The organism is Pseudomonas xanthosomatis (genome assembly GCF_019139835.1).
Classification (GTDB): Bacteria; Pseudomonadota; Gammaproteobacteria; order Pseudomonadales; family Pseudomonadaceae; genus Aquipseudomonas; species Aquipseudomonas fakonensis.
In genome coordinates, this window is sequence record NZ_CP077075.1 from 2826993 (window position 1) to 2845075 (window position 18083).

Annotated in this window: 16 protein-coding genes and 1 tRNA gene; 9 read left to right on the top strand and 8 right to left on the bottom strand. The window is 65.9% G+C overall.

Annotated elements, in window-relative coordinates:
* Positions 1–83: 83 nt before the first annotated feature.
* Positions 84–158 (top strand) — tRNA-Gln (locus KSS93_RS12590).
* Positions 159–209: 51 nt separating this feature from the next.
* Here the strand turns inward: KSS93_RS12590 and KSS93_RS12595 are convergent.
* The 3 genes from KSS93_RS12595 to KSS93_RS12605 are packed head-to-tail and all read right to left on the bottom strand — an operon-like array spanning position 210 to position 5333.
* Positions 210–2603: a hybrid sensor histidine kinase/response regulator gene (locus KSS93_RS12595; protein ID WP_217888526.1), complete on the bottom strand. Its 2394-nt coding sequence runs from the start codon at positions 2601–2603 to the stop codon at positions 210–212.
* A 9-nt stretch (positions 2604–2612) separates the two neighbouring features.
* On the bottom strand, positions 2613–3074 hold the full coding sequence (locus KSS93_RS12600) for a response regulator (protein ID WP_217888527.1): 462 nt from the start codon (positions 3072–3074) through the stop codon (positions 2613–2615).
* Positions 3075–3089: 15 nt separating this feature from the next.
* Positions 3090–5333, bottom strand: a complete 2244-nt coding sequence (locus KSS93_RS12605; RefSeq protein ID WP_217888528.1) for an ATP-binding protein — start codon at positions 5331–5333, stop codon at positions 3090–3092.
* A gap of 260 nt (positions 5334–5593) precedes the next feature.
* On the opposite strand from KSS93_RS12605, the gene KSS93_RS12610 reads away from it, so the two are divergent.
* The 7 genes from KSS93_RS12610 to KSS93_RS12640 all read left to right on the top strand — a co-directional run bounded on the left by KSS93_RS12610 (position 5594) and on the right by KSS93_RS12640 (position 11918).
* On the top strand, positions 5594–6121 hold the full coding sequence (locus KSS93_RS12610; protein WP_217888529.1) for a Csu type fimbrial protein: 528 nt from the start codon (positions 5594–5596) through the stop codon (positions 6119–6121).
* Between the two features lie 24 nt (positions 6122–6145).
* Positions 6146–6682 (top strand): Csu type fimbrial protein, encoded by a 537-nt coding sequence (locus KSS93_RS12615; RefSeq protein WP_217888723.1) that lies wholly within the window; start codon positions 6146–6148, stop codon positions 6680–6682.
* 17 nt (positions 6683–6699) lie between these two features.
* Complete coding sequence (locus KSS93_RS12620; RefSeq protein ID WP_217888530.1) at positions 6700–7233, top strand: Csu type fimbrial protein; 534 nt, start codon at positions 6700–6702, stop codon at positions 7231–7233.
* Positions 7234–7236: 3 nt separating this feature from the next.
* Entirely contained in the window at positions 7237–7740 is a 504-nt protein-coding gene (locus KSS93_RS12625) for a Csu type fimbrial protein (protein ID WP_217888531.1), read from the top strand.
* Positions 7741–7776: 36 nt separating this feature from the next.
* Entirely contained in the window at positions 7777–8556 is a 780-nt protein-coding gene (locus KSS93_RS12630; RefSeq protein ID WP_217888532.1) for a fimbrial biogenesis chaperone, read from the top strand.
* 105 nt (positions 8557–8661) lie between these two features.
* Complete coding sequence (locus KSS93_RS12635) at positions 8662–10956, top strand: fimbria/pilus outer membrane usher protein (RefSeq protein WP_217888724.1); 2295 nt, start codon at positions 8662–8664, stop codon at positions 10954–10956.
* The gene (locus KSS93_RS12640) at positions 10953–11918 is read left to right on the top strand and encodes a Csu type fimbrial protein (RefSeq protein WP_217888533.1); all 966 of its coding nucleotides are present in this window, start codon (positions 10953–10955) and stop codon (positions 11916–11918) included. The genes KSS93_RS12635 and KSS93_RS12640 overlap by 4 nt, the downstream gene beginning before the upstream one ends.
* Positions 11919–11955: 37 nt before the next feature.
* On the opposite strand, the gene KSS93_RS12645 is transcribed toward KSS93_RS12640, so the two are convergent.
* The 3 genes from KSS93_RS12645 to KSS93_RS12655 all read right to left on the bottom strand — a co-directional run bounded on the left by KSS93_RS12645 (position 11956) and on the right by KSS93_RS12655 (position 14460).
* Positions 11956–13104, bottom strand: coding sequence for a M14 family metallopeptidase (locus KSS93_RS12645; RefSeq protein ID WP_217888534.1), 1149 nt, complete (start codon positions 13102–13104; stop codon positions 11956–11958).
* Between the two features lie 93 nt (positions 13105–13197).
* Complete coding sequence (locus tag KSS93_RS12650) at positions 13198–13713, bottom strand: DUF4880 domain-containing protein (RefSeq protein WP_217888535.1); 516 nt, start codon at positions 13711–13713, stop codon at positions 13198–13200.
* 438 nt (positions 13714–14151) lie between these two features.
* Entirely contained in the window at positions 14152–14460 is a 309-nt protein-coding gene (locus KSS93_RS12655) for a DUF6124 family protein (RefSeq protein WP_217888536.1), read from the bottom strand.
* Between the two features lie 132 nt (positions 14461–14592).
* Between KSS93_RS12655 and KSS93_RS12660 the strand changes: the two genes are divergently transcribed.
* A complete protein-coding gene (locus KSS93_RS12660; protein ID WP_217888537.1) occupies positions 14593–15261 on the top strand; it encodes a LexA family transcriptional regulator in 669 nt (222 codons plus the stop codon).
* Between the two features lie 55 nt (positions 15262–15316).
* Here the strand turns inward: KSS93_RS12660 and KSS93_RS12665 are convergent, their stop codons facing one another.
* Together KSS93_RS12665 and KSS93_RS12670 are read right to left on the bottom strand one after the other, a co-directional pair.
* The gene (locus KSS93_RS12665) at positions 15317–17269 is read right to left on the bottom strand and encodes an acetyl/propionyl/methylcrotonyl-CoA carboxylase subunit alpha (RefSeq protein ID WP_217888538.1); all 1953 of its coding nucleotides are present in this window, start codon (positions 17267–17269) and stop codon (positions 15317–15319) included.
* Positions 17266–18081 carry a gamma-carboxygeranoyl-CoA hydratase gene (locus KSS93_RS12670; protein ID WP_217888539.1) on the bottom strand — a complete coding sequence of 272 codons (816 nt, stop codon included), beginning with the start codon at positions 18079–18081 and terminating at the stop codon, positions 17266–17268. The genes KSS93_RS12665 and KSS93_RS12670 overlap by 4 nt, the downstream gene beginning before the upstream one ends.
* Positions 18082–18083 lie beyond the last annotated feature (2 nt).

An 18083-nucleotide genomic window follows, 5' to 3' on the forward strand; every position in this document is an offset into this window, starting at 1 on the left:
CGGCCATTCCTGCACAGCGGCTCACGCAACTGGCAGTGAACAGTCAGATCGACGGTTGCATCAGCCACCGTCCTATCCGATACAGGGGCGTCGCCAAGCGGTAAGGCAGCAGGTTTTGATCCTGCCATGCGTTGGTTCGAATCCAGCCGCCCCTGCCATTACTATCTCAGTAACTGCATATCTCCCAAATCGCCTTCTGGCGATTTTTTTCATTCTGCCTTTTGCTTTTCCAGCAGCTCGGCCACTGCCAGGGCCAGCGCCTGCTCGTGCACCGGTTTCTGGATGACCTGGCTGCGCTCCAGGGCAAACTCTTCCAGCTCGGCGTAGCCTGTCAAAAACACTACCGGTAACTGCGCGAAGCGCTGGCGGGCGGCCTGGGCCAGTTGCTCGCCGTTGAGCCCCGGCATGGCGAAATCGGTCAGCAGCAGGTCGGTGCTGTCATCCAGTAGCGCCAGTGCCTGCCGGCCGTTATCGGCCTGGCGTACCTGATAGCCCAGGCGGCGCAGCACGTCACCGATCATTTCGCGCACCAGGTGGTCGTCGTCCACCAGCAAAATCCGCTGCCCGGCGCCGCTGGCCGGCAGGCTTCGGGCTTTTGTTTGTTCGGTAGGCGCAGCGGCTTGAGCCGTGCGTACCGACGGCAGGTACACGCTGACCTCGGTGCCGCGCCCGGGGCGGGTGTCGATGCGTACGCCGCCGCCAGACTGCTTGGCAAAGCCGAATACCTGGGCCAGGCCCAGGCCCGAACCCTTGCCGATATCCTTGGTGGTAAAGAAGGGTTCGAACACCTTGGCCAGCACTTCTTCGCTCATGCCGCAGCCGGTGTCACGGATGCTCAAAACCACATACTCGCCAGGCTCGGGGTCTTCCGGGCGGCGCGGGCGGGCGCTGACCCGGGTGTTGCGGGTGGCCAGGGTCAGCTGGCCGCCGCCGGGCATGGCATCGCGGGCGTTGATCGCCAGGTTGAGGATGATCATCTCGGTCTGGGTCGGGTCGGTCAGCGCGTGCCAAAGGTCGCGAGCCAGGTCCAGGCGCACGGCGATGCGCCCGCCCAGGGTTCGGCTGAGCAGTTCCTCCAGCCCCGAGAGGGTGTGGTTGAGGTTCAGCGGCACCGGCTCCAGGCGCTGCTTGCGCGAGAAGGCCAGCAGTTGTGCGGTGAGCTTGGCGCCGCGCTCGCCTGCTTCGCGGATGTGCTGCAGGCGCTTGTCGGCCTTGTCCAACTGGCCCTTTTCCAGATCGCGCTGCAGAAAGCTCGCGCCGGTGAGGATCACCGTCAGCAGGTTGTTGAAGTCGTGGGCCACGCCGGCGGTGAGCTGGCCCACTGCTTCCAGGCGCTGCATCTGCTGCAGCGCAGCCTCGACGCGCTCGCGTTCGGCGATCTGCTCGCGCAGCCGGGTGTTGGCTTCGGCCAGGTCCAAGGCGGCCTCGCGTTCGCTGGTGATGTCGCGGGCGACCACGTGCAGCAAGGTGTCATCGGGCACCACTACCCACGACAGCCAGCGCTGCTGGCCGCTGGCATGCAGAATGCGCCCGACGAAACGTGCACTGGTGCGCCCCAGCGACAGCGCGGCCAGCTCGGCCAGCAGGGCGTCCTGGTCGACCTCCGGTAGCAGTTGCAGCAACGAGATTTGCGCGAGGCGCTCGCGGGTGAAGCCCAGGCTGGTTTCCCAGGCCGGGTTCAGGGCAACGGGTGTGAGGTCTTTGTTCAGTACTGCCAGCAAGTCCTGGGATAGCTCCCAGGCGCGGTCGCGCTCGCGCGTGCGGCGCTCCACGCGTTCGCCGAGCATTTGGTTGAGCTGCTCCAGGGCGCGGGTGGCCTGGCGTTGCTGGTGGATATCCTGCAGCACACCGGAAAACCGCACGCAGTGGCCATCGACGAACCGGGTCTGGCCGCTGGACAGCAGCCAGCGCGGCTCCAGGCCGTTGGGCTGGGCGATGCGAAACTCCACCCGGTAATGGCCGTCGCTGTCCGGGCGCATGGCCTGCTCGACGGCGCCCTGCACCAGGGCGCGGTCATCCGGGTAGACGCCTGCATAGAACACCTCAAGAGTCATCTCGGTGTCGACTGGCACGCCGAACAGCGCCTTGCAGCGGTCGTCCCAAAGCAGCTCGCCTTGCCCGGGGCGAAAGTCCCAGGTGCCCATGCCGGCGGCGTCGATGGCGATGCGCGCGCGGGCCTCCACATCGGCCAGGGCTTCTTCGGCGCGGCGCCGTCGCTGGCGCTCCTGCACCTCGGTCAGGGCGCGACGCACAGCCTTGGGCAGCAGTGGCAGGTTCTTCTTCAGCACATAATCGGTGGCACCCAGGCGGATCATCTCCACCGCGTGCTCCTCGCCATAAATGCCCGAGAGGAAGATGAACGGCACATCCGGGGCCAGGCGCTGGGCGATGGCCAGCACCTCGGTGCCGGACGAGCCCGGCAACACGCAATCGCAGAGAATCATATCGAAGCGGCCGTCGGCCAGAGCATGCTCTACCGCTACATGGTCGAATACCAGGCGCGCACGCACCTGCAGGCCGCTGCGCTCAAGGCTGGCCAGGGTAAGTTCGGCGTCCAGGCTGCTGTCTTCGACCATCAGCAGGTTCAGTGGCGCGTGCTGCATCCTTTGCCCTCAGTTGCCGGCGCGGCGGTTAAGGCGCAGCGAGCCGGGAGGCGGCTCGTTGAGCACCGCCCAGAACACTCCCAGGTCGGAGATGGCGGCGACGAATTCCTTGAACTCCACCGGCTTGACCACGTAGGCATTGACGCCCAGCTCGTAGGCGCGCAGCAGGTCCGGCTCCTCGCGCGAAGAGGTCAGCATGACGGTTGGGATGCTGCGCAGCTCGGCGGTGCCTCGCACCACCTTGAGCACCTCCAGGCCATCGACCTTGGGCAGCTTGAGATCCAGCAGCATCACCGCCGGGTTGCCGTCGTCACGTTCGGCGTAGGTGTTGCGCCGTAGCAGGTAATCGAGGGCTTCGGCGCCATCGCGCAGCACGATGACTTCGTTGGCCAACTGGCTGCGTTCCAGCGCAAGGAGGGTCAACTCCAGGTCCCTGGGGTTGTCTTCGACCAGCAGGATGGGCTTGAGCATGATGTTAATGGTGCCTCAGTGTGCCGCCGCAGGGCGGGGCAGGGTGAAATGAAAACTGGCGCCCTGGCCTGGCTGGCCTTCGGCCCAGACCCGGCCATCGTGGCGCTCGATGATGCGCCGCACACTGGCAAGGCCAATGCCGGTGCCTTCGAACTCTTCCATGCGGTGCAGGCGCTGGAATACGCCGAACAGCTTGCCTGCATAGGCCATGTCAAAGCCCACCCCGTTATCGCGCACGTACACTTCGGTCTCGTGGGCGTGTTGCACGGTGCCCACTTCGATACGCGCAACATCGCGCCCGCGGGTGTACTTGAGGGCGTTGCCGATCAAATTGGTCAGCGCCATGTTGAGAAAGGCCGGGTCGGCGTGGACCTTGGGCAGTTCGGCGACCTGCCATTGTACCTGGCGCCCGGCATAGTCGGGGGCGGTTTCGTTGCGGATGGCTTCGACCAGCGTGTTGAGGTCCACATCCGACAAGCGTAGCGCCGAGCGGCCCATCTGCGAGAAGTTGAGCAGGTTGTCGACCAGGGTGCCGGCGAAGGCGGCCGCCTCCCCGATGTGCGACAAGAAACGCTGGCCGCGCTCGGAAAGATGCTCGCCCTCGATTTCACCGAGCAGCTCGGTGTAGCCGGCAATGTGCCGCAGTGGTGCGCGCAGGTCGTGGGACACGCTATAGGAGAATGCCTCAAGCTCCTTGTTCGAGCGCTTCAGCTCGCCGGCCAGCTCGGCCAGTTCCTCGGCCTTGCGCAGCACTATGCCCAGTACCGCGCTGCGCAGCTCCAGCACACTTTCGATGATCAGCGGGTTCCACGGGGTGCTGAAGCCGCGTACTTCTTCCTGCCAGCAATCGAAGCTGTGCCGCGGGTGCAGGTTGCCTTGGGTGTCGGGCAGTTTTTCCGGGCGCCCGGCCCAGTTCACCGTATGCCGCTGTTCGGGGCGGAACCACAACAGGTAGTGCGAGTGGATCTGCGAGATGGCCACTGCCAGCACGCCCCCGACATGTTCGGCCAGCTCTGGCAGCAGGTCGATGTCACGCCGCACGTTGTCGCTGTGAAACAGCCCGTCGCCATCACGTTGCCCCAGCCAGTGCACCAGAGCGTTGACCTGAGAGGCCGGCGGGGTGCTGCCGATCAAATCGCAGCGGTCGGCACTGATGATCGCAGCCCCGCTGGCCTCGGCGAATTGCAGCATCACTTCGGGCAAGGCCAGCAAGCCTTGGCTGACGCTGTCATGGTCGGCCATCGCGGCGAGCATGCGCACGATGCGCTGGCGCAGGTCGAGTAATTGGCGCGTGCTGTCGTGCGACTCATGCGCCTCGATCTGCAGCGACAGCACGCTGGCCAGCAGCTCGCAGGCGGTGCGGGTGCGAAAGTCCACCCGGCGCGGCGTGGTGTGGTGGCACGACACCAGGCCCCAGAGCTTGCCGTCGACCACGATCGACAGCGACATCGAGGCCAAGGTGCCCATGTTGCGCATGTACTGCAGGTGCACCGGCGACACGCTGCGCAGCGAGGCGAAGCTCATGTCCAACGCCTTGCCGGTGCGCGGGTTGATGGCCGGTACCAGCATCGATGGCTGATAGTCGGCATCTTCGATCACCCGGATGCGGTTTCTGCGGTACAGCTCGCGGGCCTGGCGCGGAATGTCCGAGGCCGGGAAGCAATGGTCCAGAAAACGTGGGTAGCCGGGGTCGGCCTCTTCGCTTAGTACCTTGCCCACGCCGGCGTCGTCGAAGCGGTAGGCCTTGACCCGGCCGAAACCGGTGATCTGCTTGATCTGTTGCACCGACTGGCGCAGCAGTTCGTCGATGCTGGTGGCCTGGTGCAGGGTGCTGACGAAGGCGCGCACCAAGGGGTAGTAGTCACCTTGCGGGCCATCCAGGCGGTTGTCCTCAAGCTCGAGGATCAGCACCTGGTCATGGCGGTGGGCGAGTACCCGCAACAGGCCCTGGCACGGGGCTTCAGGGTGCAGGCGCAGGTCACCGATGTGAAACGGGAAGATCTCTTCGTCAGGCACGGCGGCGAGTTGGCCGCGCAGGTCGAACCCCGGGGCCAGCAGCTCGGGCAGCGCTCGGCCGAGCAATTCACTGGCCGGCAGGCCCAGCCAGCGCTGGCTGTTCTCGCTGGCTTGAAGAATGCTTAGCGCCTGCTCGTCCAGCACCAGCAGGAAGCCTTGCGGCTGAATGCTGCCCGGGATCTGGATCGGTTCCTCGGCGCAGCGTTCGATGGCCTGGTCGAGCGGAGTCGGGGCAGTGCTCAAGTGAATCTCCTGATGGGGCCTTCCGTGTATGGCTTGCACGGTACCAGAAGCAGGCCCGCTTTGCCGGCATATGGACTTTGGAGGGGCAGGAAGTTCAAGGGTTTCGTCAAAATCGCGTTAAATGTCTCATCGGGGGTGCGGAGGAATTCCTACGCTGCTCACTCCCTTTTTACTAATGCCAAAGAGAGATATCCCTCGCCCGCCACGAGTATTTCCCACTGCTACGCTCAAACTCAACCTCTTCATACAAGGATCGACAGGTGACGGAGCGCTTTTTGGCCGGGTGGTTAGGCCTGTGGTTGAGCGGCAGTGCCGTGGCGGCGGACTTTATGGTCGACGTGCAGGTGCTTGTGCAGCGCGGCTGCATGCTGGTCAACCAGCAACGTGACGCCGGTGCCCAGGCCCTGGGCGTGATCGACCTGGGCAGTGGCGCACGCCTGGACGGCCCGGGCGCGCCCTTGAGCGGCGTGCTGTACAGCCCGCGCCCGCCGCGCCTTGAGTGCAACCCCGATACCACCTACCAGGTGCGCGTCGACGGCGGCCAGCACGGTGGCGTCGGCCAGGTGCGCTACCTGGCCAATGCCGATGAGCGTGCCCGCCCTATCCCTTACCGCCTGTACCGCGATGCCGCCTGGCGTGAACCGCTGGAAGTGGGCGTGGCGCAATCGGCGCGGGTGCCGGAAAGCGGCTCGGTGGAGCTGCCCCTGTACGCGCGTATCGACAAGCTGGCCTGGGTGCCACGGGCCGGTCTGTACGCCGACCTGCTCAAAGTCACCGTCACCTGGTAAGGAGCTCGCATGGCCAAGGACGCGCTGCAACGTACTTCATTGCTATTGCTGACACTGGGCCCGATCCTGCTGCCGGGTGGCTTGGTCCATGGCAGCAGCACCGGCTTCATTCAGGCACGTCTGGTGATCAGCGCCGCCTGCCAGATCAACAGCAACCCGCAGCAACCGGCGACCCTCGGCAACCCCGGGCTGATCGACTTCGGCGCCCAGGGCCCGACCTGGGACCAACCCCTGGCCACCCGCGTGGACGAAGCCGGCGGCGAAGGCAGCCTGCAGATCAGTTGCTCGCCGCAGGTGCGCGCGTTCAGTGTGCGCATCAACGAAGGGCTCAACGGCAGCGACGGTGTGCGCCGCCTGAGCAATGGCCGCGAAACCATCCCTTATCAGCTGGCCATCGACCCTGCTGGCAACAGCCGCTATGCCATCGGCCAGGCCCGCAACTTCACCATCAGGGGCACCCAGCAGGTGCCCGTGCCCATTTACGGCGTGGTGGTCGCGCAGCCGCGTGCGCTGCCGGCCGGGCTGTACCGCGACACCCTCAGAGTGACCCTGGACTGGTAACACCCAAGGAGATCCCGATGCCCAAGCACTACACCCGCTGCCTGCTCGCAGGCATTGGCCTGGCCCTGGCGTCACAGGCCCAGGCGGCCACCGTGACCGGTACCATCAATTCGACCCTGACCCTGACCGCTGCCTGCCAGGTCAACGGCGGTACCGGTACCTCGGGGCTGAACTTCGGTACCCTGAACTTCGGCACCCAAGACGCCCTGTTCACCACTGCCAATGCCCAGGTGCTGGGCCCTGGCGGCGGCGCCATGAGCATCCTCTGCTCGTCCGGCACGGTGCCGGCGGTACGCGTGCGCGCCGGCAGCCATGACGGGCAGTCCACCGGTGGTACCCGGGCGCTGGCCGATGGCGCTGGCAACTTCGTGCCCTACGATTTCTACACCGACTCCGGGCGCACCCAACTGCTGGCCATCGACGGCACCATTACCTTGCCCACCAGCACAGGGGTTGCCCAAACCGTCAACCTGTATGGCCAGGCGCGCGGCAAGGCGGGCCTGCCGGCCGGGGTGTACACCGACACGGTGGCGGTCGAGCTGAGCTTCTGAGCCATGCCCGGCGCGTGGCGGTTGCTTGGCCTGGGCCTTGCGCTGGCGCTGGCGCCACAGGTGCAGGCGGTGACCACCAGTACCTTCCAGGTGTCGGCGACCATCGCCGCTGGCTGCCTGGTGGTGGGCGGTGTGACGGCTTATGGCGTGCTCGACTTCGGCACCCGCTCGGCGCTGGCCACCGGTGTGGTCGGCACCTCGCTGGGCGGCACCACGGTGACTTTCCAGTGCACCCCGGGCGTTGGCCTGAGCATGAGCCTGGACGGCGGCCAGAACAGCGCCAGCGGTACGCGCAACCTCAAGCGCAGCGGCGGCACCCAATTGCTTGCCTATCAGCTGTACAGCGACGCCGCCTACAGCCAGGTGCTGGGTATCGGCAGCAGCGTCACGGTCAGCTACAGCGACCCGACCGCCATCAAGTTGCCGGTTTACGGGCGCACCACCTTGCCCGGCAACCTGCCGGCCGGGACCTACACAGATGTCGTGCAAGTGACGGTGACCTGGTAAGCCCGGGCGCCGCAAAACCAGAAGAAGGAGAGGGGCATGCGGGCAGGCGCGAAACTGGCGCAGGGAATCATCGGGCTGATGTGGCTGGCAAGCCTGCCGGCCTTCGCCGCCACCTCGGTGCTGATCTGGCCGATCGACCCGGTGCTGGAGGCCGACCAGAAGGCCGGCGCGTTGTGGCTGGAAAACCGCGGCAGCACGCCCACCAGCCTGCAGGTGCGGGTATTCGCCTGGCGCCAGGGCGAGTACCAGGAGCAGTTCCAGGCCCAGCGCGAGATCATCGGCAGCCCGCCGGTGGCCAACATCCCGCCGGGGCAAAAGCAGCTGATTCGCCTGACCCGTACCGGCAGCTCGCCTGCCGGGCAGGAGCAGGCCTACCGCATCATCATCGACGAGATCCCTTCACCGCTGCCCAGCGACCCGGCCAGCGAGGGGCCGAAAGCGGCCATTCGCCTGCAGATGCGCTACTCGGTGCCGCTGTTCGTATACGGCGAAGGGCTGTGGGGCAAGGCCGACCCTGAAGGCAAACGCAGCGCCGACGGCGTCGGCAAGCCGCAGCTGAGCTGGCGGGCGGTATCAGTGCAAGGCAAGCCCTATGTAGAGCTGCGCAACACCGGCCCGGTGCATGCGCGGCTGACCGACGTGGTGCTGCAGCAGGGCGGCCAGGAGCGGCCGTTGGTGGAGGGGCTGTTGGGCTACGTGCTGCCCGGCGCCAGCATGCGCTGGCCGGCCCCGTCCGCGCCCGGCGCGGCCAGTGTGCTCAAGGGCCGGGTCAACGGCCAGGATACGGCCCAGGCAATCAAGCAAGGCCAGTATTGACAAGAACCGGTGAACGTCAGGGCCCAGGGAGGACCCGGCAATGGTTGGAAACCGTGTGTGAACTGGGTGCGGGCGGTAACGCACCGGTTGTGGCTGGGCCTGGCCATGTTGGGGCCCGGCCTGGCGGTGGCCGACGAGCTGCCGCCGCCGCCGACCGAAAGTGCGGTCATAGCCGATGCCACGCTCTACCTCGACCTGCTGGTGAACCAGGTGGGCAAGGCTGAGCTGGTGCCGGTGCAGCAGCGGGCAGGGCGCCTGTACCTGCCAAGCGAGGTGCTGCGTGACGCCGGCATCAGCCTGCCGGGCAACCCCCAGGGCGAGGTGGCGCTGGACGACATCCCCGGCCTGCACAGCGACTACGACAGCCAGAACCAGCGCCTGCTGCTGCAAGTACCGCCTGCCTGGCTGCCCGACCAGCAGGTGGGTGAGCGTGGCCTGTACCCGGCCAGCGATACCCGTACCAGCTTCGGCGCGCTGCTCAACTATGATGCCTACCTCAACGACACCGACGACGGCGGCACCTACCTGGCCGCCTGGAACGAGCTGCGCCTGTTCGACACCTGGGGCAGCTTCTCCACCACCGGGCAGTGGCGCCAGTCGTTCAACGGCGCGCAAAGCGACGCGCGCCAGGGCTTTTTGCGCTACGACACCACCTTGCGCTACACCGACGAGCAGCGCCTGCTCAGCTACGAGGTAGGCGACCTGGTGACCGGCGCCTTGCCATGGACCACCTCGGTGCGGGTTGGCGGCCTGCAGTTGTCGCGGGACTTCGGCGCCCGCCCGGACCTGGTCACCTACCCGCTGCCGGCGTTCGCCGGTGAGGCCGCAGTGCCCACCTCCTTGGACCTGTTCATCAACGGCTACAAGGCCAGCAGCACCGACCTGCAGCCAGGCCCCTACAGCCTGACCAACGTGCCGTTCATCAACGGCGCCGGCGAGGCGGTGGTGGTCACCACCGACGCCCTGGGCCGCCAGGTGTCCACCACATTGCCGTTCTATGTCACCAGCAGCCTTTTGGCCAAGGGGCTGTCGGACTTCTCGCTGGCGGCCGGCAGCCTGCGCCGCGACTACGCCGTGCGCGACTTCGCCTATGGCCCCGGGGTGGCCTCGGCCAGCCTGCGCCACGGGCTGTCGGACTTCTTCACCCTGGAGACCCACGCCGAGACGTCCGAATCGCTGATGCTCGGCGGCCTGGGCGGCAACCTGCGGGTGGGGACTTTCGGTGTGCTCAACGCCGCTGTGGCGCAGAGCCGCTTCGACGGCGACAGCGGCCAGCAGGTGGCGCTGGGTTACCAGTACAACAGCCGGCGCCTCGGCTTCAACTACCAGCGCATCGAGCGCCACGGCGAGTACGCCGACCTGTCGCTGGTCGACAGCCCCTACACCCGCCTGAGCCGGCGCAGCGAGCAGGCTACCGTGAGCCTGAACCTGGACAGCTACGGCAGCCTGGGCGCCGGCTACTTCGACATCCGCGTCGGTGACGGCTCGCGCACGCGGCTGCTCAACCTCAGCTGGAGCAAGCCGCTGTGGGGCAACAGCAGCCTGTACCTGTCGGCCAACCGCGACATCGGCGACAGCCATTGGGCAGTGCAGGCGCAGCTGGTGATCCCCTTCGACCTGCGCGGCACCCTGGCCCTTAGCGCCGAGCGCAGCAAGGACGGCCAGGATCTGCAGCGGGTCAACTACAGCCGTGCGGTGCCGGTGGGCGGCGGCGTGGGTTACAACCTGGGCTACGCCACCGGCGGCACCACTGGCGACTACCGCCAGGCCGACCTGACCTGGCGCCTGCAGTCGGTGCAGTTGCAGGCGGGGATGTATGGCAGCAGCGAACAGATGACCCGCTGGGCCGATGCCAGCGGCTCGGTGGTGTTGATGGATGCCGGGCTGTTTGCCGCCAACCGCATCGATGATGCCTTTGTGGTGGTCAGCACCAGTGGCTACGGCAATGTGCCGGTGCGCTACGAAAACCAGCCGGTCGGCCGCACCGACCGCAACGGCCACCTGCTGGTGCCCTACAGCAGCGGCTACTACCGCGGCAAGTATGAGATCGACCCCATGGAGCTGCCGGCCGATGTGCTGGCGCCGCAAGTGGAGCAGCGCGTGGCGGTGCGCCGTAACAGCGGCTACCTGCTGGAATTCCCGCTGCGCCGGGTGCTGGCTGCCAGCCTGGTGCTGGTGGACGGCAAGCAGCAGGACCTCAAGCTGGGCAGCCGTGTGCTGCACCAGGAGAGCGGCGCCGAGGCGGTGGTGGGGTGGGACGGCTTGGTGTATCTGGAGAACCTCTCGCCGAGCAATCACCTGCAGGTGCAGAAGGCGGACGGTGGGCAGTGCCAGGTTGAATTCGCGCTGCCCGAAGGGGAAGGGCCGATTCCGCTGATCGGCCCGCTGGTGTGCCAGTGAGGCTGCGCCAGGCGGTGTTGTTGCTGGCAGCACTGCTGCCTGGCGCTGCCTGGGCGTTGTGCGGGGTGGTGGCCACCGCGCCGGCGGCGTTCGGCTCGATCAATTCGACCCTGGTGCGCACCACCGTGCAAAACGCCTCCACCACCAATGCCGGGTTGCAGTGCACCGGCTCGCTGCTGTCGCTGCTGGTAAGTACCGACCATATCTACGCCACCATCACCGCCACTACCGGCGGCCTGGTAGGGCCGACCGGCGATGTGATCCCGTACACCATCTACGCAAACAACACGACCAGCTACCCGATTACTCGCGGTACCCAGTTCGATTTTGCCCGCAACAACCTGGCCGATGCCCTCGGGCTGCTCAATGGCAACACGCCCAAAACCGTGCCGTTGTACTTGCGTACCGTGGTCGGAGCCAATGTTGCTGCCGGTACCTACACCGAAACCCTGAACATTGCCTGGGCCTGGAACTACTGCTCAGGGATCGGCCTGGGCAATATCTGCCTGGGGCGCGATACAGGTTCTGGCAACCAGACCGTCACGGTCACCCTGACGGTGACCAACGACTGCCAGATCACCACCCCCAATATCAGCTTCGGCAGTGCGCCAGTGGTGGCCGGGTTTGCTACGGTGAACCAGAGCGTGAGCCTGTCGTGCACCAAGGGCAGCGCCTATACAGTGGGGCTGGATGATGGCCAGAACGTCTCGGGTGGGCGCCGGCGGATGAAGTCCGGTACCAGCAATTACCTGGCCTACGACATCTTCAAGAGCGCCGGCACCACCCGCTGGGGCTCAGTGGGCGCGGCGCGGCGTTCGAGCAGCGATGCCAACGTGAACCCGGGCAACGGCACCGGTACCGGCAGCCAGGTGTTCAACTACAACGCCAAGGTGTACACCGACCAGGCCACACCGCCAGCAGGGAGCTACCTGGACAGTGTGATCCTGGATGTGGCGTTTTGAGCAGGCCTGCCCGCCTGCCACCTGACGTGCGCGACCTTCAACGCAAATCGTCGACCATCTTCAACAACGTCTCCAGTACCGCCCCGGCCAGCTTCTTCGAACGTGCGCCCGACCACTCGGCTACAGGCTCCGGTGCATCGTCATGGTCCTTGAACGGCATTTCCAGGGTCAGCGACAGGCAGTCGTAAGTCTGCCCCACCGCATTGCACGCCAGGGTCATGTTGGCCTGGCCGGGTTCGTCGCGGGTGTAGCCGTACTGGGTCTGGAAGTCCGGCGTCAGGCTGCACAGGGTGCTGCGGAACTGCTCCTCCAGCTTGGCGATGCGCGGGGTGTAGCCCGGGTTGCCCTCGCAGGCGGCAGTGAACACGTGGGGGATTTCTTCATCGCCATGGGCATCGACGAAGGCGTCCACGCCGTACTGCTTCATCTGCGCCTGGGCGAAGAACACCTCGGGGCTGTTCTCGACGCTGGCGTCCTGCCAGGCGCGGTTGAGGTCCTTGCCCTTGAAATTGGTGCGCAGGTGGCCGAGGAAGGCGCCGTCGGGGTTCATGTTGGGGATCAGGTATAGGTCGGCCTTGGCCAGCAGTTGCTGGATGCTGGCATCGTTGGCTTCGAGGCGGTCGATCACACCCTCCATGAACCACTCGGCCATGTGCTCGCCGGGGTGCTGCTGGGCGATGATCCACAGCTTGCGCTTGTTCGCCTCACCGGTGCCGGCGCGCAGCAGCGGGATATCGCGGCCCTGCACGCTGCGCCCGCTGGCCAGCAGCTCGACACCGGGGATGCCACGGGCACGCTCGATCAGCTGGTTGTGGCGGGCACGGGGGTAGGGCTCGAAGTAGGCGAACCAGATCTGTTCCTGCTCGGCCTGCACCTCGAAGCGCAGGGCCTGGCCATCGAACTGGCTCGGCACGCGGAACCAGCTTTGCTGGTCGTAGGAGGCCACGGCGTTGTAGCCGCTCCAGGCGTTCTTGTAGGCGGACTGGTGGGCGTTGTCCAGGCTGAAGCGATGGACCTGGCCGAGGGTGAGGCCACTGACCTTGAAGTGGAACCACTGGAAGTGGCCGCTGTGGGTGTCGGGGCGGATGTTCAGGCGCACCTGCGCGGGGTTGCTGGCGTCCAGCACCTGAATGTTGCCGGAATCGAAGTCGCAGTCGATGTGCAGCGGGGACAGCGTCACGGTCATTGCCAGGCTCCTGTCTTGGCGTTGTTGTGACGGTACTGTACACCGCTTGGCGGCAGGGGTGGGGCGGCAATCGGAGGAGGGCGCGTGGGGTTGTCAGGCCAGCAGGCCCAGCGCCAGCAGTGCGGCGGCGCCGAGCCCGATGGCAATCGAGCAACCACCCAGCGACAACGCCGCGCGGCCCTGGCGGTACCAACCGTCATGACCAAGCTGGCGTGCCGGGGCCAGCAGGCTGCGCCAGCGCAGTTCGGTCTGGTGGAAGGCGTGCAGGTGTTCCGGGGCGGCGTCCAGCCAGCGGCGAAAATCAATGCGCTCGCAAGCGGTGGCCTGCGGGCTTTGCAGGCGCACGTACCACTGGATGGCGACACTGGCCAGGGCATCGCCCGGCTCGCGGGTTGTTTGCAGGGCCTGATTCATGTGGCGTTCGATGCTGAGCAGTGGCAGCGACAGGCGCTCGGCAATGGCGGCGAAGCCCAGCTGGTCGAGGCGGCCCAGCAGAAACACCTGCTGTACCCGCCGCGGCAGGCGCTTGAGCGCATGCAGCAGGGCGTCTTCAGCGTGCTGTTCGGCGGTGCGCGGGTCGTGCTCGAGGGGCAGCAGCAAACGGCTCATGGGCAGCTCCTTGCTCAGCATATAGGAGGGGGAGGGGCATCTTCCGTGACGCGAAACCAGCTTAGCCTTAACGAGATTGATTCTCAAGTGCTGATTCGGCAAAGATTTGTAATGAGCGTTCACGCTCTGAAACATTTTTGCTATCATCGCCGCCATCAACGATCTTCATTAGCCTGAAGAGCCAAAAAAAATGACCCGGCAAAAAGCCGGGTCAAAAACCGTGATTAGCCTGATGAGGAGATAATCTGAGAGTCCGACCTGAGGACTTTGCAGGTTATCCAGCGGGTCTCGCGACCAGCTGAGTGCAATAATAATCGTTATCATTTGCCAGTCAATTGTTTTTTGCCGTGTCCGGTAAAAAAACTTTGCTGGCGCACGCCTCATCCACGCCAAGCGGCGTTCAGCCGCTGTGCGTCTATCACGTCTCCCTTGCTATTTTCACTCCTGTTCCATGGCTTCGCGCTGCTCCAGCAGGGCGCGGGACATGTTGATCATGTGCATCAGCGCAAATACCACTTCCCGTGTCGTGCCCTGCAGGTGGCTGGCGGTTTCGTGCGCCGTGGCGGCCGCGCAACGCAGCAGTTCCGAGGCGTGGTCGCTGGCCTGTTGGCGGGTGACGCCTTCGCGCAGCGTCCACAGCGAGCGCTCGAGGTCGGGGGCGCTGGGGGTGGGGTTGAGGTAGAAGTCGAGCGCGCGACGGGCGGCTTCGGTGTCGAGTTCTGTATCCGTTTTTTTCGAACTGCTCATCCTGATGTACCTGCAAATGCCAATCGGGTAAGGGTGTCAGCCGATATTAATACTTGAAGTATTTTTACGTGATTCAAGAAATAATACTTGATGTGTATTGAGCGCTGAGGGGCAGTCCGTATCGTGCCTGCGATGAACATGGACAAATGGATTGCCCTCGTCCGGGAACGGATCGAGGAGCTGGATATCTCCCAGGAGTACCTGGCAGAACGTGTCGGGGTTTCCCAGGGCAGCGTCGGCCATTGGCTGCGCAAACGCCGGCAACCGCGGGTCGATTCGATGAACCGGGTGTTCGTCGAGTTGGGCATGCCCCATTATCAGGTGAGCATGCAACTGCGCGTGCACGGCCAGGTGGGTGAGCAGCCCGGCCGCTATGCGCTGGAAGACGACGATGATGACGATGGTGGCCAGGCCAGGTATTTCGTGTGCTTCCGCTACCCGCTGCGCCAGTGGGCGGCTTTAGGGCAGGCGCAAGCCGAGCCGCCCGAAGCCTTCGAGCAGACCGACTACATGGCCCGGGGCAAGGCGTTCTGGCTGACGGTTGAAAACGACACCATGAGCGCCGCCAGCGGCAAGAGCGTGCCTGAGGGCGCGCGCATTCTGGTCGACGACGGCGTGGTCGCAGAGCCCGGCAAGCTAGTGATCGCCCGGTTGCCCGGCAAGTCGGCGATTTTCAGGCAACTGGCCGAGGAGGGCGGGCAGTTGTATCTCAAGGCCCTGAACAACGCTTATCCGACCTTGGTGTGTGATGAGGGCTGCGAGTTTCTCGGCGTTGTCGTGAAGATGCATGCCAGTTTGTAGCCTGTACCGGCCCCATCGCCGGCAAGCCGGCTCCTACAGGGAGCCGGCTTGAAGTTCAGGCCTCCATATCCACCAGCACCGCCCCCTCGCTGACCATTTCCCCCTCCTGGCACATCACCGCCTTTACCACGCCATCCTGCGGCGCGCGGATGCTGTGCTCCATCTTCATCGCCTCCAGCACCACCAGCGCGGTACCGGCCGCCACGGCTTGGCCGGGCGCCACCAGCACCCGCACGATACTGCCGTTCATGGGCGCAGCCAGGCCGCCCTGGTGGCCGTGGCTGGCCTCGGCAGCGGCGATCGGGTCATGGCGGGTGACGGTATGCAGTTCGCCATGCCACTGCAGGTACAGGCTGTCGCCACGACGCACGGCCAGGTAGCGGCGGCGCACGCCGTCCTGGTCGTGGCACAGCTGTTCGCCATCCAGCTGCCAGTTGGACGGTGCGCTGCGCTCCAGGGCGACGGCCTGCTCCTCGCCTTCGCATTGCAGGTGCAGGCTGCTGCGCGCTGGCAGGCCCAGGCGCAGGCCGTCACGGGCAGGCCATGGCGAGCTGGGGTCATCCCCTCGAAGGCGCATGGGTTCGCTCTGCAGCCAGGCTTCGGCCGCTGCCTCCCAGAACGTGGCGGGCAACGGCTCACCGCCGGGCAGCAGCACCTGCTGGTGGCGCGGGATGAAACCGGTATCCAGCTCGGCGGCGGCAAACGCCGGGTGCGCGAGAATGCGTCGCAGGAAGGCGATGTTGGTTTTCAGCCCGCCGATGGCGAATTCATCGAGCATCGCCAGCAGGCGCAGGCGTGCCTGTTCACGGTCCGGGCCCCAGGCAATCAGCTTGCCCAGCATCGGGTCGTAGAACGGCGATACCACATCGCCCTCGCTGACTCCGCTGTCCACCCGGCGCCCTTCGCCCGGCGCCGATTCGCGGTACAGCGCAAGCGTGCCGGTGGCCGGCAAGAATTCATTGGCCGGGTCTTCGGCGTATAGCCGCACCTCGATGGCATGGCCGCGCAGCGGTACCTTTTCTTGAGTGATCGGTAGCGGCTCGCCGCACGCCACGCGGATTTGCCAGGCCACCAGGTCGAGCCCGGTGATGGCCTCGGTGACCGGGTGTTCCACCTGCAGGCGGGTGTTCATTTCCATGAAGAAGAACTCGCCGCGGGCATCGAGCAAAAACTCCACGGTGCCGGCACCTACGTAGCCGATGGCCTGGGCGGCGCGCACAGCGGCCTCGCCCATGGCCTGGCGCAGCTCGGGCGACAGCCCCGGTGCGGGCGCTTCTTCCACCACCTTCTGGTGCCGACGCTGGATCGAGCAGTCGCGCTCGTTGAGGTACAGGCAGTGGCCGTGCTGGTCGGCGAACACCTGGATTTCCACATGGCGTGGCTTGAGCACGTACTTTTCCACCAGCATGCGCGCATCGCCGAACGAAGCCTGGGCCTCGCGTTGCGCAGAGGCCAGGGCATCGGCCAGCTGGCTTTCCTGCTCCACCACCTTCATGCCCTTGCCGCCACCGCCAGCGCTGGCCTTGAGCAGCACCGGGTAGCCGATGCGCTGGGCGGCGGCACGGAAGGTCTCGAGGTCCTGGGCTTCGCCGTGGTAGCCCGGCACCAGTGGCACGCCGGCCGCCTCCATCAGTGCCTTGGCCGCCGATTTGCTGCCCATGGCGTCGATGGCGCTGGCCGGCGGGCCAAGGAAGATCAGCCCGGCTTGTTCGATGGCGCGGGCAAAGCCTGCGTTCTCTGACAAAAAGCCATAGCCCGGGTGAATGGCCTGGGCGCCGCTGGCGCGGGCGGCGGCAATCAGTTTGTCGACCATCAGGTAGCTGTCGGCGGCCTTGCTGCCGCCCAGGTCGACGCGAATGTCGGCTTCGCGGCTGTGGCGCGCGTCGCGGTCGGTGGCGCTGTGCACCGCCACGGTGGTCAGGCCCATGGCCTTGGCGGTACGCATCACGCGGCAGGCGATCTCGCCGCGGTTGGCCACCAGCAGGGTGGTCAGGGTAGGGCGGCTCATGGGCGCGGCTCCTTTTTGTATTCGGCTTGCCAGGCGGGGCGGCGCTTTTCGAGGAAGGCGCGCAGGCCTTCCTGGCCCTCGGCACTGACGCGAATGCGGGCGATGGTGTTTTCGCAGTAGCGGCGCAGGGCCGGGCTCAGTTCGCCATCGTCCACCTCGCGCAGCAGGTCCTTGGTGGCGCGCAATGCCTGCGGGCTGTTGTGCAGCAGGTTATCGACCCAGGCCTCAACCTGCGCATCCAGCTCGGCGGCCGGGTACACCTCGGCCAGCAGCCCCAGCTCACGGGCACGCTCGCCGCTGAAGCGTTCTGCTGTGAGGGCGTAGCGGCGGGTGGCACGTTCGCCGATGGCCTTGACCACGAACGGGCTGATCACCGCCGGTGCCAGGCCGATGCGAACCTCCGAAAGGCACAGTTGTGCGTCGATGGCGCCGATGGCCATGTCGCAGCAACTGATCAGCCCCAGCGCACCGCCAAAGGCCGCGCCCTGCACCACGGCCAGGGTTGGCACCTTGAGCCGGTGCAGGGCGTACATCAGCTCGCCCAGCTCGCGGGCGTCGTCCAGGTTGGTATTGAAGTCCAGTTGTGCCGACTGCTGCATCCAGGCAAGGTCTGCCCCGGCGCTGAAATGCCGGCCACGCCCGCGCAGCAGCACGAAGCGCAGGCCGGTGTCGTCGGCCAGGTGGTCGAGGGCGACGATCAGCTCGCGAATCATCTGCGCATTGAAGGCGTTGTTTTTATCCTCACGGCTGAGCCACAGGGTGGTGAAGCCGCGCGGGTCTTTTTCCAGTTCAATGGTGTCGAAGTCGGTCATGG

Excerpts from the sequence above, each read along its gene's own strand:
- KSS93_RS12595 (WP_217888526.1), bottom strand. The coding sequence starts at position 2,603 with ATGCAGCACGCGCCACTGAACCTGCTGATGGTCGAAGACAGCAGCCTG.
- KSS93_RS12600 (WP_217888527.1), bottom strand. The coding sequence starts at position 3,074 with ATGCTCAAGCCCATCCTGCTGGTCGAAGACAACCCCAGGGACCTGGAG.
- KSS93_RS12620 (WP_217888530.1), top strand. The coding sequence starts at position 6,700 with ATGCCCAAGCACTACACCCGCTGCCTGCTCGCAGGCATTGGCCTGGCC.
- KSS93_RS12625 (WP_217888531.1), top strand. The coding sequence starts at position 7,237 with ATGCCCGGCGCGTGGCGGTTGCTTGGCCTGGGCCTTGCGCTGGCGCTG.
- KSS93_RS12630 (WP_217888532.1), top strand. The coding sequence starts at position 7,777 with ATGCGGGCAGGCGCGAAACTGGCGCAGGGAATCATCGGGCTGATGTGG.
- KSS93_RS12635 (WP_217888724.1), top strand. The coding sequence starts at position 8,662 with ATGTTGGGGCCCGGCCTGGCGGTGGCCGACGAGCTGCCGCCGCCGCCG.
- KSS93_RS12645 (WP_217888534.1), bottom strand. The coding sequence starts at position 13,104 with ATGACCGTGACGCTGTCCCCGCTGCACATCGACTGCGACTTCGATTCC.
- KSS93_RS12650 (WP_217888535.1), bottom strand. The coding sequence starts at position 13,713 with ATGAGCCGTTTGCTGCTGCCCCTCGAGCACGACCCGCGCACCGCCGAA.
- KSS93_RS12655 (WP_217888536.1), bottom strand. The coding sequence starts at position 14,460 with ATGAGCAGTTCGAAAAAAACGGATACAGAACTCGACACCGAAGCCGCC.
- KSS93_RS12660 (WP_217888537.1), top strand. The coding sequence starts at position 14,593 with ATGAACATGGACAAATGGATTGCCCTCGTCCGGGAACGGATCGAGGAG.
- KSS93_RS12665 (WP_217888538.1), bottom strand. The coding sequence starts at position 17,269 with ATGAGCCGCCCTACCCTGACCACCCTGCTGGTGGCCAACCGCGGCGAG.
- KSS93_RS12670 (WP_217888539.1), bottom strand. The coding sequence starts at position 18,081 with ATGACCGACTTCGACACCATTGAACTGGAAAAAGACCCGCGCGGCTTC.